The following is a 14,031-nucleotide window of genomic DNA, read 5'->3' as shown; positions in this document are numbered from 1 at the left end:
GGTCTCAGCCTATGGTCCGCCGCAAAGGGTTTCCAAGCAGCCCGGCTGGTAAAATTGGGACTCGCCAGCACCCCAGGAAACGGAGCCTTCCACAATGCCCCACGGCACCCAGTCCGCCACGAGTGGTTCTTCTGCGCCTGCTTCCGGCGGCGTCAAGGAACAGCGCGTCACCAAGCAACGCCTGGCGGTCAGCGCTGCGTTGGATGAACTGGACGACTTCGTCAGCACGCAGGAGCTGTACCGCCTCCTGCAGAACAAGGGCATCTCGGTTTCGCTGGCGACGGCCTACCGCATTCTGCAGTCCCTCGCTGACGACGGCTTGATCGACGTCCTGCGCAACGGTGATGGCGAGGCCGTCTACCGGCGTTGCGCCGTCACCGGGCACCACCACCACCTGCTGTGCCGCAACTGTGGCAAAGCCGTGGAGGTCGAGGCGCCCGCCGTCGAAACCTGGGCCGCCCGCACGGCTGCCGAGCACGGTTTCACGGAGGTGGCCCACACCGTGGAGATTTTCGGACTGTGCCCGGAGTGCACCGCCCGGAAGGCCGAAGGCAAGCTTTAGAGCGCCCTCGCCGGTTGGTCCCGCGACACGCGTCCGTTGAGTCCCCGCTTGGCCCGGACCCGGCCGATCACCCGGCACACCACGTAGATCAGGAAGGACAACGTGGTGACGTAGGGGCTGATGGGGATGCGGCTGCCGAGTGCCAGGAGAATTCCGCCCACCGTGGCTGTGATGGCGAAAACGACGCTCAACAACACCACCAAGCGCGGTGACGTCGTCACCCGGAGGGCCGCCGCCGCCGGAGTAATCAGGAGCGCGAGCACCAGGAGTGCGCCCACGATCTGGATGGACAGCGCCACGCTCACACCCAGGAGCACCATGAAGCCGATGGCGATACCACGCACCGGCACGCCCCGGGCCTCGGCCATGTCCGGATCCACGCTCGCGAAACTCAAGGGGCGCCAGATGGCGGCCAGGGCGAGCATCACCACCACGGCCGTCCCGGCGAGGACCTGCAGCTGGACGGTGTCCACGGACACGATCTGTCCGGTCAGCAAGCCAAACTTGTTGGCCGCGCGTCCTTCATAGAGGGCCAGGAAGAGGATCCCCAGGCCTAGTCCGAAGGGCATGATGACGCCGATGATCGAGTTCTTGTCCCGCGCCCTGACTCCCATGAAGCCCAGGAGGACGGCCGCGGCCACGGAACCAATGAGTGAGCCGAAAATGATGTCGGCACCAATGAGCAGGGCGAACGCGGCACCGGCAAAGGAGAGCTCGGAGATGCCATGCACGGCAAAGGCAAGGTCCCGTTTCATCACAAAGGTGCCTACCAGCCCGCCCAGCAGGCCCAGGACGGCGCCGGCCCAGATGGAGTTCTGCACCAGGACCAGCAACTCGCCGTAGTTCTCGAAATTGAAGATCGTCTGCAGGACGCTTCCCCAGTCCATCAGAACTCCTCCCCGGAAGCCGCGTGGGCATCGTCATGGAAGTGCGTGGTGGCGTCGGGAAGTCCCACGACGACGATCCTTCCGTTGGCGTGGATGACCTCCACATGGCTGTTGTACAGATCCGAGAGGACTTCGGTGGTCATCACTTCCTGCGGGGTCCCCACCCGGAACCGGCCGCCGGCGAGGTAGAGCACACGGTCCACGTAGTCGATGACAGGGTTGATCTCATGCGTCACGAACACCACGGCGCTGTTGCGGGAATGGCATTGCTCGTTGATGAGCGAACTGACGGCCTGCTGATGGTGCAGGTCCAATGACAACAGGGGCTCGTCGCAGAGCAGGACCTGCGGTTCGGTGGCCAAGGACTGGGCAACCCGGAGCCTTTGCTGTTCGCCGCCGGACAATTGGCCCACCGGAACCTTGGCGTAATCCGCGGCGCCCACCAGCTCCAGCAGTTCATCCACGCGCTTGTTGACGGCACGCGAAGCCAACCTGAGGCCCCAGCGGTGTCCGTCGATCCCCAGACCCACCAGGTCCCTGGCACGAAGGGGCGTGTCCGGCGCAAACGACTTCTGCTGCGGAATGTAGCCGATGCGCCTGCTTCCGCGTTCCACCGGCTGGCCACCGAGGGCCACGGTTCCGGAGTGCAATTCCTGGAGCCCCAGGAGGACCTTGAGGAAGCTGGTCTTGCCGCTGCCGTTGGGCCCGAGCACGGCGAAGAACTCCCCCGGATGGATGTCGAGGTCAAGGTCTTGCCAGAGTGTCCTCTTGCCGAACTTCAGGCTCGCTCCGCGGAGGCTCACAACCGGTGTCAAAAGGTGTCCTCGATCCGTGCACGGCGCTTGGCCGTGGTAGTTGGGTGCCGCGATGGTCCGCGGGGCAGGTGATGGCAAGCGTGGGCCCCGCAGCCATCCTGATTATCTTAGGACGCTTGCGGGGCCTCCGCGGCAAGGCGGCGCAGGTTGTCGGGGCCTACTGCTTGGCCAATGCTCCCGAGATGGCATCGACGTTGCCGGCCATCCACTGAACGTAGTCCTTGCCCTCAGGCAGCGTCTCAGTAAAGTTCACCACCGGAACGCCGGCAGCCTCCGCCGCCTTCTTGACGGCCTCGGTCTGCGGACCCTCCGTCTGCTCGTTGTACGCCAGCAGCCTGACGCCCGGGACGAGGTCCGTGGTTTCCTTCAGGACGGAGGCGGGGACGTCCGTGCCTTCCTCGACGGCGGCGCTGTAGGCTTCCGGCGTCTTGTTCACCAGTCCGGCGGCCTCAAGGAGGTAGAGGGGAACCGGTTCGGTGATGGCCACGGGCGCGTCCTGGTTGCTTGCCTTGAGGGCTTCGAGCTTTCCGGTCAGGTCGGCCAGCTTGCCTTTAAGGGAGTCCGCGTTGCTCTTGAACGTGGCCGCCGATCCGCTGTCCAGGGCCCCAAGCTTTGCCGCCACGGCATCCGCCAGCTTGCCCATGGAGTCCAGGCTGTACCAGACGTGCTCGTTGAATTCCCCGTGGCTGTGGCTGTGGGCTCCGTCGGAGTGTGCCTCCTCGCTGTGGCCGGCTTCCTCTGGAGCCAGCCCGGATACCTCCACAGCGCTGATCATATTGTCATGGCCAATGTTGGTGTCATCGGCGATCTTATGGAGGAAGTCGTCGTAGCCTCCCCCGTTCTCCACCACAAGCCTGGCCTTGGAGATCACCAGTTTGTCCTGGGCGTTTGCCTCGTAGGAATGGGGGTCCTGGCTGGTCTTGGTGATGATGGCATTGACGTTGACCTTGTCCCCGCCGATCGCCTTGACGATGTCCCCGTAGACATTGGTGGAGGTCACCACCTCGATCGCTCCGGACGACGACGGCGAACCCGCCCCGGCATTGCCGGCGCAGGAGGACAGGGACAGGGCAGCAGCAGCGGCCACGGCGACCATGGACAGGCGGGCGGCGTTACGACGCACGAAAACCTCGGATCTACTCAAAATGAGAATCAAACACAACAAGTGGATGACTCCAGTGTAGCCCTAAATAGGAATCATTCCTATTTAGGGCCAACGGTCGGCCTCGCTTTCCACGGATCGCCTGACGCGATCCCTCCGCTACGACTGCTGTGCGCCACCGCCCAAGCGGCGGATTCCGGTGGCCTGGGTGGCGTCGCGGATTTCGCCCACAAGTTGCTCAATGACATCTTCAAGGAAGAGCACCCCCTGCGTATTCCCACCCGGTCCCACCACACGCGCCAGGTGTGAACCCGTCCGCTGCATCACGGACATGGCCCGTTCAATCTCGTCATCCGGGGACAGGTTGGCCAAAGAACGGATGCGCCCTTCGGCAATGGGGTGCCGGCGCCCTTCATCCGGGATGGAAAGGATGTCCTTGACGTGCAGGTATCCAGCGAGTTCGCCGTCGTCGTCCACCATGGGGAACCGCGAGAAGCCGGTGCGGCTGACCGCCTTCTCCACCTCCACCGGAGTGGCCGCCGTCTTGAGGACGACCAGCTTGTCCAGGGGCACCATGATGTGCGAGGCCGTGTGTTCAGAGAACTCCAACGCACCCGTTAGCAACCCGGCCTCGTCATCCACCAGGCCGTGCCTGGTGGACTCCTGCACGATCGACTGCACCTCTTCCAAGGTGAAGGAGGATGAAACCTCATCCTTCGGTTCGATCCTCATGAGCCGCAGGATGTGGTTTGCCAGCCAGTTCAGCGTCCAGATGATGGGTTTGACTACCCGGGCAATGAACACCAGCGGCGGCGCCAGCAGCAATGCCGCCTTGTCCGCCACGGATACGGAGATGTTCTTGGGCACCATCTCGCCAAACGTCACGTGGAGGAACGTGACAAACAGGAGGGCGATGGCAAAGGCAATCACGTCGGCCAACTCCACCGGGACACCCACCAGCTCAAGTGGCTCAGCCAGCAGGTGGTGGATTGCCGGTTCCGCAACCTGCAGGATCAGGAGCGAACACACCGTGATGCCCAACTGCGCGCAGGCAAGCATCAAGGACACGTTTTCCATGGCCACAAGGGTGGTTTGCGCGCGCTTGGACCCCGCCTCCGCCAAGGGTTCTATCTGGCTGCGCCGCGCGGACATGACCGCGAACTCAGCACCGACAAAGAAGGCATTGCCAACCAGGAGGATAACCAGCCATACCAGGCCTGCCCAGTCGCTCACAGGGTCCCCGCCCCGTGGGACTGTGCGCGGCCATCGTCGGAGGCCTCTTCCGGCTCCTCGATGTGGTGGAAGCAGATCCTGTCGATCCTGCGGCCATCCATCCTGGTAACCGTCAATGTCCCCCCGCCGGCGTCCACCACGTCGCCTGTCTTGGCGATCCGGCCCAGCTTGCTCATGACGTAACCGCCAACGGTTTCATAGGCTGCCTCATCAGGGACAGTCAGGCCGGGAATCTGCTCCGAAACTTCGTCCGGCCGCAGGAGGCCAGGGAAGTACCAATCCCCGGACGCGCTCTGGAGCAGTCCCGGGCGGACCTTGTCGTGTTCGTCGGACACTTCGCCCACGATCTCCTCCACAAGGTCTTCGAGCGTGGCAATGCCCGCAGTACCGCCGTATTCATCCAGGACGACGGCGAGTTGCAGGTTTCCTTCGCGCAGTTCAGCCAGGAGCGAGTCCAGGTGGATCGTCTCGGGCACGCGGAGGACTTCAGTCATGATCGCCCCGGCTTCCAGCTTGGCCCTGCGGTCGGACGGTACGGCAACAGCCTTCTTCACATGGACCACTCCACGGATATCATCCGCGGAGTCGCCGATCACGGGAAAACGTGAATAGCCGGTGCGGCGGGCGGCATCGAGGATATCGGTGACAGGCTGGTCGGCATCGATGGTTTCCATGCGGATGCGGGGCGTCATCACGTCGGCCGCAGTCCTGCCGGAGAAGTTCAACGTGCGGGCCACGAAGTTGGCAGTTCCAGCGTCCAAGGTTCCCAATTCAGCCGAACGCCGCACCAGGGAGGCGAGCTCCGCCGGGGTACGGGCACCGGAAATCTCCTCCTTGGCCTCAAGCCCAAAGAGGTTCAGGACCTTGTTCGAAAACCCATTGAGGACCACGATCGCAGGTTTGAAGACGGCGGTGAAGACCAGCTGGGGGCGGGCAAGGCGCTTGCCCAGGGGGAAGGCGAGGGCGATCGCCATGTTCTTCGGCACAAGTTCACCCAAGAGCATGGACAGCAGGGTTGCCAGCATCATGGCCACCACCAATGCCACGGAACGGGCCACCTCGGGAGCCAGCCCCAGCAGCCCCAGCGGGCCGGACAGCAGCTGGCCAACCGAGGGTTCCATAACGAAACCCGTCAGGAGCGTTGTGAGGGTGATGCCCAGCTGGCAACTGGAAAGTTGCGTGGAGAGGGACTTGAGGCACTTGAGCAAGGGCGCCGCGGCCTGGTCGCCGTTGTCCACCGCGCGCTGGACGCTGGCCTGGTCCAAAGCAACCAGGGAAAACTCAACGGCAACAAAGAAACCGGTGCCCAGGATCAGGGCAAAGCCGGCGAGGAGGAGGAGCCATTCCACTTAGCGGATCCCTCCCAGGGCCGGCGCGTGGGTTGGGGCGCCCGCCCGGCGTCGGCGGCGGTGGGCCGGCGGAGGCTGGTCCGGTCCCGCAGGCCTGGAACCTGCCGGACCACCGGCATGGAGGGCCGGCGGGTGATGGGCATGTGAACGGGTGTTGCCGGCTCGCGGGGCACGCTGTGGAGAGATGCCCTTCAGGCTCCCCCAGCAGTACCCAGGCCGGCACCTGGATTTACTGTCCATAAGGATTCCAGTTTACAGGCCGACCTGACCGTACCTTACTCATTTTCAGGGGTTGGTGACGGCCTGAAATCCTCCGCCGGAAGCCGCAACATGATTTAGGTCACCACTATTGGCAGTTAACCAACGATCCTAACTAGACTGACAGGGGTCTGAGTTCGCGGGACCCGGACCCTGGCGCATTGTTGTGGAAAAGCAACGTGGCCAGCGGGAAATCAACACTCATGGAAGAGGCGTATTTCAAGTGCCAGAGCAGCCCAGCCACCGTCTACCAGAGGAATTTGGCGGAAACGAGTGGCTCGTTGACGAACTGTACGAGCGGTATCAGCAGGACAAGAATTCGGTCGACGCCAAGTGGTGGCCGCTCTTCGAATCCTTTGACACCGGTGACGGCACTTCTTCCAACGGAACCTCCGCAGCCCCAGCAGCTGCCAATCCCCCCACCCAAGTACTTCCGGTTGTAGCCCCGGCTGCAGCGGCTCCGGCACCGGCGCCGGCCGCTCCCCCGGCCGCACCGGCGGCAGCCCCCGCCGCTGCCGCAGCTCCCGCGCCGGCGAAGAAGGAACCTGCCACGGTTGCCCGGGACGGGGCAAAGAAGCCCTCCGGCGGCAACGCAGCACAGCCCATTCCGGCCCAGCTCCCCAAGAGCACCAAGGCGCCCACCGCACCCGAGGAAGACGTCGTTTCCGTCCTTCGCGGACCGGCGAAGGCCATTGCGTCCAACATGGTCACCAGCCTCGAGGTTCCCACCGCTACCAGCGTGCGCGCCGTTCCAGCCAAGCTGCTGATCGACAACCGCGTGGTCATCAACTCCAACCTTGCCCGTGCCCGCGGCGGCAAGGTCTCCTTCACGCACATCATTGGCTACGCCGTAGTCCGGGCACTTTCCCAGTTCCCGTCCATGAACGTGTACTACGACGAGATCGACGGCAAGCCCAGCGCCGTCCAGCCCGCCCACGTCAACTTCGGCATCGCCATCGACATGCCCAAGCCTGATGGCACCCGCCTCCTGATGGTTCCCAACATCAAGAAGGCCGAGACCATGGACTTCGCGGAGTTCTGGCACACCTACGAGGACCTCATCAAGCGCGCCCGCAACGGCAAGCTGACGGCCGACGACCACGCCGGCACCACGGTCTCCCTGACCAACCCCGGCGGCATCGGCACCGTCCACTCCGTGCCGCGCCTGTCCAAGGGCCAGGCAGCCATCATCGGCGTCGGCGCCCTTGACTACCCCGCCGAGTTCCAGGGTGCCAGCGAGAAGATCATCGCCCAGAACGCCATCAGCAAGATCCTGACGCTGACGTCCACCTACGACCACCGCGTCATCCAGGGTGCCGGCAGCGGCGAATTCCTCAAGCTCGTGCACCAGCTCCTGCTGGGCGCGCAGAACTTCTACGACGAGATCTTCGAAGCCCTGCGCATCCCGTACGAGCCCGTGCGTTGGAGCCCGGACCTCCAGGTTGACCCGGCCGACGAGATCAACAAGGTCGCCCGCATCCAGCAGCTCATCCACTCCTACCGCGTGCGCGGCCACCTGATGGCTGACACCGATCCCCTGGAGTACGTGCAGCGCAAGCACCCGGACCTGGACGTCCTCACCTACGGCCTGACCCTCTGGGACCTCGACCGCGAATGGCCCACGGGCGGTTTCGGTGGCAAGCCGCAGCTGAAGTTCCGCGACATCCTCGGCGTCCTCCGCGACGCGTACTGCCGCACCACGGGCATCGAATACATGCACATCCAGGAGCCTGCCGAGCGCAAGTGGTTCCAGGATGAGCTGGAGCACCCCTACTCCAAGCCCAGCCGCGAAGAGCAGCTGCGCATCGTGTCCAAGCTCAACGCCGCAGAAGCCTTCGAGACCTTCCTGCAGACCAAGTTCGTGGGCCAGAAGCGCTTCTCCCTTGAAGGTGGCGAGTCGCTGATTCCGCTGCTGGACGCCGTCATTTCGGACGCAGCCGACGACGGACTCGACGAAGTCGCCATCGGCATGGCCCACCGTGGCCGCCTCAACGTCCTCACCAACATCGCGGGCAAGACCTACGCCCAGGTGTTCCGCGAGTTCGAAGGCACCCAGGACCCGCGCTCCGTGCAGGGTTCGGGTGACGTCAAGTACCACCTGGGTACCGAAGGCACGTTCACCTCGGACAACGGCAAGCAGACCAAGGTCTACCTCGCCGCCAACCCGTCCCACCTGGAAGCCGTCGACTCTGTACTCGAGGGCATCGTCCGCGCCAAGCAGGACCGCCTGGACCAGGGCGAATCGTTCCCCGTGCTGCCCATCATGGTCCACGGTGACGCCGCGTTCGCCGGCCAGGGCGTGGTTGCCGAAACGTTGAACCTGTCCCAGCTGCGTGGCTACCGTACCGGTGGCACCATCCATGTCATCGTCAACAACCAGGTTGGCTTCACCACGGCTCCGTCCTCCTCACGCTCGTCCACCTACTCCACGGACGTCGCCAAGATGATCCAGGCGCCGGTGTTCCACGTGAACGGCGACGACCCCGAGGCCGTGGTCCGCGTGGCCCAGTTGGCGTACCAGTTCCGCCAGCGTTTCCACAAGGATGTTGTCATCGACATGGTGTGCTACCGCCGCCGTGGCCACAACGAGGGCGACGACCCCTCGATGACCCAGCCGCTGATGTACAACCTGATCGAAGCCAAGCGCTCCGTCCGAAAGCTGTACACCGAATCGCTCATCGGTCGTGGCGATATCACCGAGGAAGAAGCAGAGCAGTTGCTCCGCGACTACCAGGAACGCCTGGAGCGCGTGTTCGCGGAGACGCATGCCGCCCAGACCTCCCCGATCCCGATCATCACCGCGGATTCCGCGGCGGTCTCGGACATCGAGCGCCCCATCGCGCAGCAGGCCGACTTCGGCACCAACTCGCCTGCCTCCACGGCGATTTCCACGGACACCCTCGCCCGCATCGGCAAGGCCCATCTGGAAATCCCGGACGGCTTCACGGTCCACTCCAAGCTCAAGCAGCTCCTTGAGAAGCGCGAGCAGATGTCCCGCGAGGGCGGCATCGACTGGGGCTTCGGCGAAATCGCAGCCTTTGGCTCGCTCATCATGGAGGGCGTCCCCGTCCGCCTCGCCGGCCAGGACTCCCGCCGCGGTACGTTCGTGCAGCGCCACGCGGTGTTCCATGACCGCGCCAACGGCAACGAGTGGCTCCCCTTGGGCAACCTCTCGGACAACCAGGCCAAGCTTTGGATCTACGACTCCCTGCTGTCCGAATATGCAGCCATGGGCTTCGAATACGGCTACTCGGTAGAGCGCCCGGATGCCCTGGTCCTGTGGGAAGCGCAGTTCGGCGACTTCGTCAACGGTGCCCAGACCATCATCGATGAGTTCATCTCCTCGGCCGAGCAGAAATGGGGCCAGCGTTCCTCCTTGGTCCTGATGCTGCCGCACGGCTACGAAGGCCAGGGACCCGACCATTCGTCGGCACGCATCGAGCGCTTCCTGCAGCTGTGCGCCGAGGACAACATGATCGTGGCCAACCCGACCACGGCGGCCTCGCACTTCCACCTGCTGCGCCGCCAGGCCTACAGCCGCCCGCGCAAGCCGTTGATCATCTTCACGCCGAAGCAGCTGCTCCGCCTCAAGGGCGCCGCTTCCGCCGTCGAGGATTTCACCACCGGCGGCTTCAAGCCGGTGATCGGCGAGAACGAAGTCCAGGCTGCCAACGTTGACCGCGTCATCCTGGTCTCCGGCCGCCTGTACTACGACCTCCTGTCCAACCGGCAGAAGTCCGGCGATACCTCCACCGCGATCATCCGCGTTGAGCAGCTTTACCCGCTGCCCAAGGCCGAGATCGAGGCAGAGCTTGCCAAGTACCCCAACGCGGACATCGTGTGGGCACAGGATGAGCCGGCCAACCAGGGTCCGTGGCCGTTCATGGGCCTCAACCTGGCACCCGAGCTGGACCGCAAGGTCCGCCTCGTATCGCGCCCGGCTTCTGCTTCCACCGCGGCTGGCTCCATGAAGCGCCACGCCGCCGAACAGGACACCCTGATCAAGCAGGCGTTCGAACGCAAGTAAGGAAATCTGCCCGGCCCGGGGCGCTGTCATGCGCCGCGGGCCGGGCATTTTCTGTTTAATGGGACAGATACCCGGTTCGCTAACCGGCGCTGACCGCATAAGCCGAGCATGGACCGTAACGAGTGTGAAGAGGTAACCGTGGAAGACAGGAAGCTGCGCATCGCGGCTGTTGGAGATGAACTGCTGGCCGGACTGGGCGATCCCCGTGCCTTGGGCTGGCTGGGCCGGGTGCTGGCCCGTACACCGCAGGAATCCGTCTCGGTGGAATGCTTTTCGCTCCCCTGCCCCATGGAAGGCACCGAGGGCCTGGCGGCACGGTGGCAGGACGAGGCCGGCCGGCGCTTCAGCGATACGCACGAGAATCGCCTGGTCATCGGTTTGTCCGGGCGTGATCTGGAGTTCGGCCTGTCCACCGCCCGGAGCCGGTTGAACCTGGCGAACATCCTTGACGGGGCCTCGCACAGCGGTGTGGAGGTTTTTGTCGTGGGCCCGCCGCCCACGCTGGATCCTGCCCGCAACAAACGGCTGGCCGAGCTCAACACCGCCTTCGCCGATGTCACCACCAGGCGTAACCACCATTACGTTGACACTTTCTCCCCGCTGCTCAACCACGAGCAGTGGAGGACGGACCTCGCAGCCAATGGGGGCACGCCGGGACAGGCCGGCTACGGGCTGATTGCGTGGCTGGTACTTCACCGGGGCTGGTTCCAATGGCTTAACATCGCCCAACCTGAGTAACCACGGCGTCGAACACGCCAGGGTCCGCAAACCGGCCGCTTGAAGCCATGTGACTGTTGCCAACCCGGGATTCGCGATATATCGTGTTTCTATCAACGCGATATATCGCATCTCTGGAGGGATCATGTCAGACGAGCTTTGGACCGTGACGGGCCCGCAAACCATCGACGTGGACGATGTCCGCTCACTCAAACTGGGAATCGTAAAAGGCCGCTTCGACGTGGTGACCCACGACGAGCCCTTTGTCCGGATCGAGGTGAGCGAGATCAGTGGCGACCCCTTGACGGTCACGCTGGTCAACGGCCGACTCGAAGTCCGCCATCAACTGCAGGGACCGCAGGGCTGGTTCCGCAACCTGATGGGCACCGTGAACAACACGAGCACCAATTCGGTGATCGTCGGGATCGCGCTTCCACCCGGTGTCGACGTCGAGGCGGGGACGGTGAGCGGCGACGGCCTGGTCTCCGGCATCAGCGGCCGCGTGCGGCTGAACACCGTCTCGGGATCCGTCATGGCCGACGGCACCAGCGGCGAACTGCACGTCAATACAGTCAGCGGCGAGGTCATCGCCCGCAACCACGACGGCGTCCTGACCGCCAAGAGCGTCTCCGGCGAAGTAACCGCCTCGGGCAGGTTTTCGAACGTGCGCGCCACGACTGTCAGCGGCGACCTCAGCTTCGACCTGCAGGACTACACCAGCGATTTCGGCGCCAATTCTGTCTCCGGCGACCTCACCATCCGCTTGCCCCACGATGTAGGCCTCGATGTGGTGGCGAAATCGGCCAGCGGATCGGTTGTCATCGATGATCAGCTCTATGCCCAGCCAGGCAGCAATGTACACACGATCGTGGGCCCCGACGAGAAGCTCATGTTGTTGCGCACCAACACGGTCTCGGGCAAGACGTTCGTCATGCACGCCACCGCACCGGCAGCGGAGGGCGAGCACCCGTTCCCCGGCGAAGCGGGGCTCTGATGCCCCCGGTCTTTGCCCACGGAGCACTCCGCCTGTACCTTCTTGCCTTGCTGGAGGCAGCGCCCAAGCACGGCTATGAACTCATCAAGGCCCTTGGCGACCGCTTTGGCGGCACCTACTCCCCGAGCGCCGGAACCATTTATCCCCGCCTGGCCAAACTCGAAGAGGAAGGGCTGGTGGCTACCGAGACCGAAGGCAGGCGCACGAAGTACCTGATCACCGACGCCGGCCGCGCGGAGCTTGACCGCCGGCGCCAGGAACTGGCCGATGTGGAAGACACCATCTCGGCCTCCGTCAGGCGACTCGCCGACGATCTGCGGGCAGATATCCGAAGCAACATGCAGGGCCTGCGGGCGGACCTGGCGGCGACGGCCGAAGCTGCGCGGACCAACGCCAGGACGGCCACCTCGGCCCCGGGCCGGCCCTCCGGATACTCACCCGAGGGCCAGCGCATCCTCAAAGAAGCCGAGCTCATGGTGCAATCCTTCAGGGACGATGTCCGCGTGGAGCTCAGGAAGCACGGCGCTTCACACCCGCTCTCCCCCGTGACCTTGGAAACAGTGCGCACCGTGCTGGACCAGGCCCGGATCTCCATCCGAAATTCGCTGCACGGCTGACCAGCACCGTCCCGGTTCGCTAGCCCATGCCCGGATGTGCGAAACTGGAGGGCAGCTTTATTGAGTATCAATCATTGAAGGAGGCCAGCTATGAGCAAGCGTGCACGTAAGCGTCGTGACCGTAAGCGCGGCGGCGCGAACCACGGCAAGCGCCCCAACACCTAAGCACAGGCTTAGCGTCAAGGCTTAACCGCAAGGGCCCCGGAAACCATCAGGTTTCCGGGGCCCTTGGCGTTCAAGGTCCAACCAGCATCAAGGGGCCAAACTCAGGCGTCCACCGGCTTGATCGAATGGATCCTGTCCAGAATGGAGTTCTTGAGGTTTTCCGGCGCCGATTCGGTGCAGGAGCGCTTGACCATGGTGCGGATGAGGCACTCGAGGTCGTACTGCTCGGAACATTCCTCGCAACCGTCCAAGTGCTGCTTGATCTCGCTGAGGTCCTCGCGGGTCAAGGCGCCGTCGAGGTACTCATAAATACGCTGCATCCGCGTATCGTCGCAATCGCCCAATCCCTGGCAGTCGCTCATTTCTCTTTCTCCTGATTGTTGCTACCGGCCGAGGCCTGGTCTTCTGTCTGGGCACTGAAGCCCCGTTCGGCGGCATAGTCCGCCAGCATGTCCCGCAGCATCTTCCTGCCGCGGTGAAGGCGCGACATCACGGTACCGATGGGGGTGTTCATGATTTCGGATATCTGCTTGTAGGCGTACCCCTCGACGTCCGCGAAATACACGGCCAAGCGGAACTCCTCCGGAATGGCCTGCAAGGCGTTCTTCACATCCGAATCCGGGAGATGGTCCAGGGCTTCGGCTTCAGCTGAACGGAGTCCGGACGAGGTATGGGACTCCGCTTTGGCCAACTGCCAGTCCTCGATCGTGTCCGAGTTGGACTGCAGCGGCTCGCGCTGGCGCTTCCGATAGAGGTTGATGTAGGTGTTCGTCAGGATCCGGTACAGCCATGCCTTGAGGTTGGTACCCGGCTTGTACTGATGGAACGCCGAGAATGCCTTGGTATAGGCCTCCTGGACCAGGTCTTCGGCATCGGACGGGTTCCGCGCCATGCGCATGGCCGCCGAGTACAACTGGTCTACGTACTTCATGGCGTCGCGCTCAAAGCGCGCCCGCCGCTGTTCGGGTGTCTCCTTGGCAGGATCGACGTCGGCTGCCGCCCCGGCGTCGTCCAGCCCGCCGGCTGCCTGGTCCATGGCCGTTGCGGCCGGTTCAATGGTGCTCATCGAAGCCAAGTCTACTGTCAGCTTCAGGGAATCCGGCTGCGCCGGTACCCGGGCGCCCAGTAAATCCAGACGGTCCTCAACCAGGGTCAAAAAACCAACTCCGTTCGCGAAGCGGCAAACACCATGCCGCAGCCCGGTCTTCACCGCGCCTGATGTTCACAACGGGTCCCGGTGGGTAATTATTCCGCAAAGGTGCAAGACTAGAGCAGACTGCACCCCTTGAACACAACGCTCAGTGA

The 14,031-nt window shown here is 63.9% G+C and carries 13 protein-coding genes; 6 read left to right on the top strand and 7 right to left on the bottom strand.

Annotated elements, in window-relative coordinates:
- The first annotated feature begins 94 nt into the window (after window positions 1–94).
- A complete protein-coding gene (locus ACIPY3_RS03515) occupies window positions 95–562 on the top strand; it encodes a Fur family transcriptional regulator (protein WP_400330154.1) in 468 nt (155 codons plus the stop codon).
- On the opposite strand, the gene ACIPY3_RS03510 is transcribed toward ACIPY3_RS03515, so the two are convergent.
- From ACIPY3_RS03510 to ACIPY3_RS03490, 5 genes are all read right to left on the bottom strand, one after another.
- Complete coding sequence (locus tag ACIPY3_RS03510; protein WP_400330152.1) at window positions 559–1,449, bottom strand: metal ABC transporter permease; 891 nt, start codon at window positions 1,447–1,449, stop codon at window positions 559–561. The two genes, ACIPY3_RS03515 and ACIPY3_RS03510, sit on opposite strands and share 4 nt — an antisense overlap.
- On the bottom strand, window positions 1,449–2,252 hold the full coding sequence (locus ACIPY3_RS03505) for a metal ABC transporter ATP-binding protein (RefSeq protein ID WP_400330150.1): 804 nt from the start codon (window positions 2,250–2,252) through the stop codon (window positions 1,449–1,451). Before ACIPY3_RS03505 ends, ACIPY3_RS03510 begins: the two co-directional genes overlap by 1 nt.
- Before the next feature lie 169 nt (window positions 2,253–2,421).
- Complete coding sequence (locus ACIPY3_RS03500) at window positions 2,422–3,420, bottom strand: metal ABC transporter solute-binding protein, Zn/Mn family (protein ID WP_400330148.1); 999 nt, start codon at window positions 3,418–3,420, stop codon at window positions 2,422–2,424.
- A 105-nt stretch (window positions 3,421–3,525) separates the two neighbouring features.
- Complete coding sequence (locus ACIPY3_RS03495) at window positions 3,526–4,599, bottom strand: hemolysin family protein (RefSeq protein WP_400330145.1); 1,074 nt, start codon at window positions 4,597–4,599, stop codon at window positions 3,526–3,528.
- Window positions 4,596–5,948, bottom strand: a complete 1,353-nt coding sequence (locus tag ACIPY3_RS03490) for a hemolysin family protein (protein ID WP_400330142.1) — start codon at window positions 5,946–5,948, stop codon at window positions 4,596–4,598. Before ACIPY3_RS03490 ends, ACIPY3_RS03495 begins: the two co-directional genes overlap by 4 nt.
- A gap of 481 nt (window positions 5,949–6,429) precedes the next feature.
- Between ACIPY3_RS03490 and ACIPY3_RS03485 the strand changes: the two genes are divergently transcribed.
- The 5 genes from ACIPY3_RS03485 (at window position 6,430) to ACIPY3_RS03465 (ending at window position 12,726) form a co-directional block, all read left to right on the top strand.
- Window positions 6,430–10,233 (top strand): multifunctional oxoglutarate decarboxylase/oxoglutarate dehydrogenase thiamine pyrophosphate-binding subunit/dihydrolipoyllysine-residue succinyltransferase subunit, encoded by a 3,804-nt coding sequence (locus ACIPY3_RS03485; protein WP_397322360.1) that lies wholly within the window; start codon window positions 6,430–6,432, stop codon window positions 10,231–10,233.
- 138 nt (window positions 10,234–10,371) lie between these two features.
- Window positions 10,372–10,971, top strand: coding sequence for a GDSL-type esterase/lipase family protein (locus tag ACIPY3_RS03480; protein WP_400330614.1), 600 nt, complete (start codon window positions 10,372–10,374; stop codon window positions 10,969–10,971).
- Between the two features lie 124 nt (window positions 10,972–11,095).
- Window positions 11,096–11,944: a DUF4097 family beta strand repeat-containing protein gene (locus tag ACIPY3_RS03475; RefSeq protein ID WP_400330139.1), complete on the top strand. Its 849-nt coding sequence runs from the start codon at window positions 11,096–11,098 to the stop codon at window positions 11,942–11,944.
- Window positions 11,944–12,561 carry a PadR family transcriptional regulator gene (locus ACIPY3_RS03470; protein WP_400330137.1) on the top strand — a complete coding sequence of 206 codons (618 nt, stop codon included), beginning with the start codon at window positions 11,944–11,946 and terminating at the stop codon, window positions 12,559–12,561. The genes ACIPY3_RS03475 and ACIPY3_RS03470 overlap by 1 nt, the downstream gene beginning before the upstream one ends.
- Before the next feature lie 90 nt (window positions 12,562–12,651).
- Entirely contained in the window at window positions 12,652–12,726 is a 75-nt protein-coding gene (locus ACIPY3_RS03465; protein WP_369299106.1) for a 50S ribosomal protein bL37, read from the top strand.
- A 101-nt stretch (window positions 12,727–12,827) separates the two neighbouring features.
- Here ACIPY3_RS03465 and rsrA read toward each other — a convergent pair whose 3' ends face one another.
- Window positions 12,828–13,088: a mycothiol system anti-sigma-R factor gene (gene rsrA / locus ACIPY3_RS03460; RefSeq protein ID WP_400269838.1), complete on the bottom strand. Its 261-nt coding sequence runs from the start codon at window positions 13,086–13,088 to the stop codon at window positions 12,828–12,830.
- Window positions 13,085–13,882 carry a sigma-70 family RNA polymerase sigma factor gene (locus ACIPY3_RS03455; RefSeq protein WP_400330134.1) on the bottom strand — a complete coding sequence of 266 codons (798 nt, stop codon included), beginning with the start codon at window positions 13,880–13,882 and terminating at the stop codon, window positions 13,085–13,087. Before ACIPY3_RS03455 ends, rsrA begins: the two co-directional genes overlap by 4 nt.
- Window positions 13,883–14,031 lie beyond the last annotated feature (149 nt).

This window comes from Paenarthrobacter sp. NPDC089714 (assembly GCF_044748905.1).
Classification (GTDB): domain Bacteria; phylum Actinomycetota; class Actinomycetes; order Actinomycetales; family Micrococcaceae; genus Arthrobacter.
The sequence above is the reverse complement of the archived record's forward strand: the minus strand, read 5'-3'. Positions and strand labels throughout refer to the sequence as shown.

Bases quoted from the DNA above. Each gene is read 5' to 3' on its own strand.
- ACIPY3_RS03515 (WP_400330154.1), top strand. From the start codon at position 95: ATGCCCCACGGCACCCAGTCCGCCACGAGTGGTTCTTCTGCGCCTGCT.
- ACIPY3_RS03510 (WP_400330152.1), bottom strand. From the start codon at position 1,449: ATGGACTGGGGAAGCGTCCTGCAGACGATCTTCAATTTCGAGAACTAC.
- ACIPY3_RS03475 (WP_400330139.1), top strand. From the start codon at position 11,096: ATGTCAGACGAGCTTTGGACCGTGACGGGCCCGCAAACCATCGACGTG.
- ACIPY3_RS03470 (WP_400330137.1), top strand. From the start codon at position 11,944: ATGCCCCCGGTCTTTGCCCACGGAGCACTCCGCCTGTACCTTCTTGCC.
- rsrA (WP_400269838.1), bottom strand. From the start codon at position 13,088: ATGAGCGACTGCCAGGGATTGGGCGATTGCGACGATACGCGGATGCAG.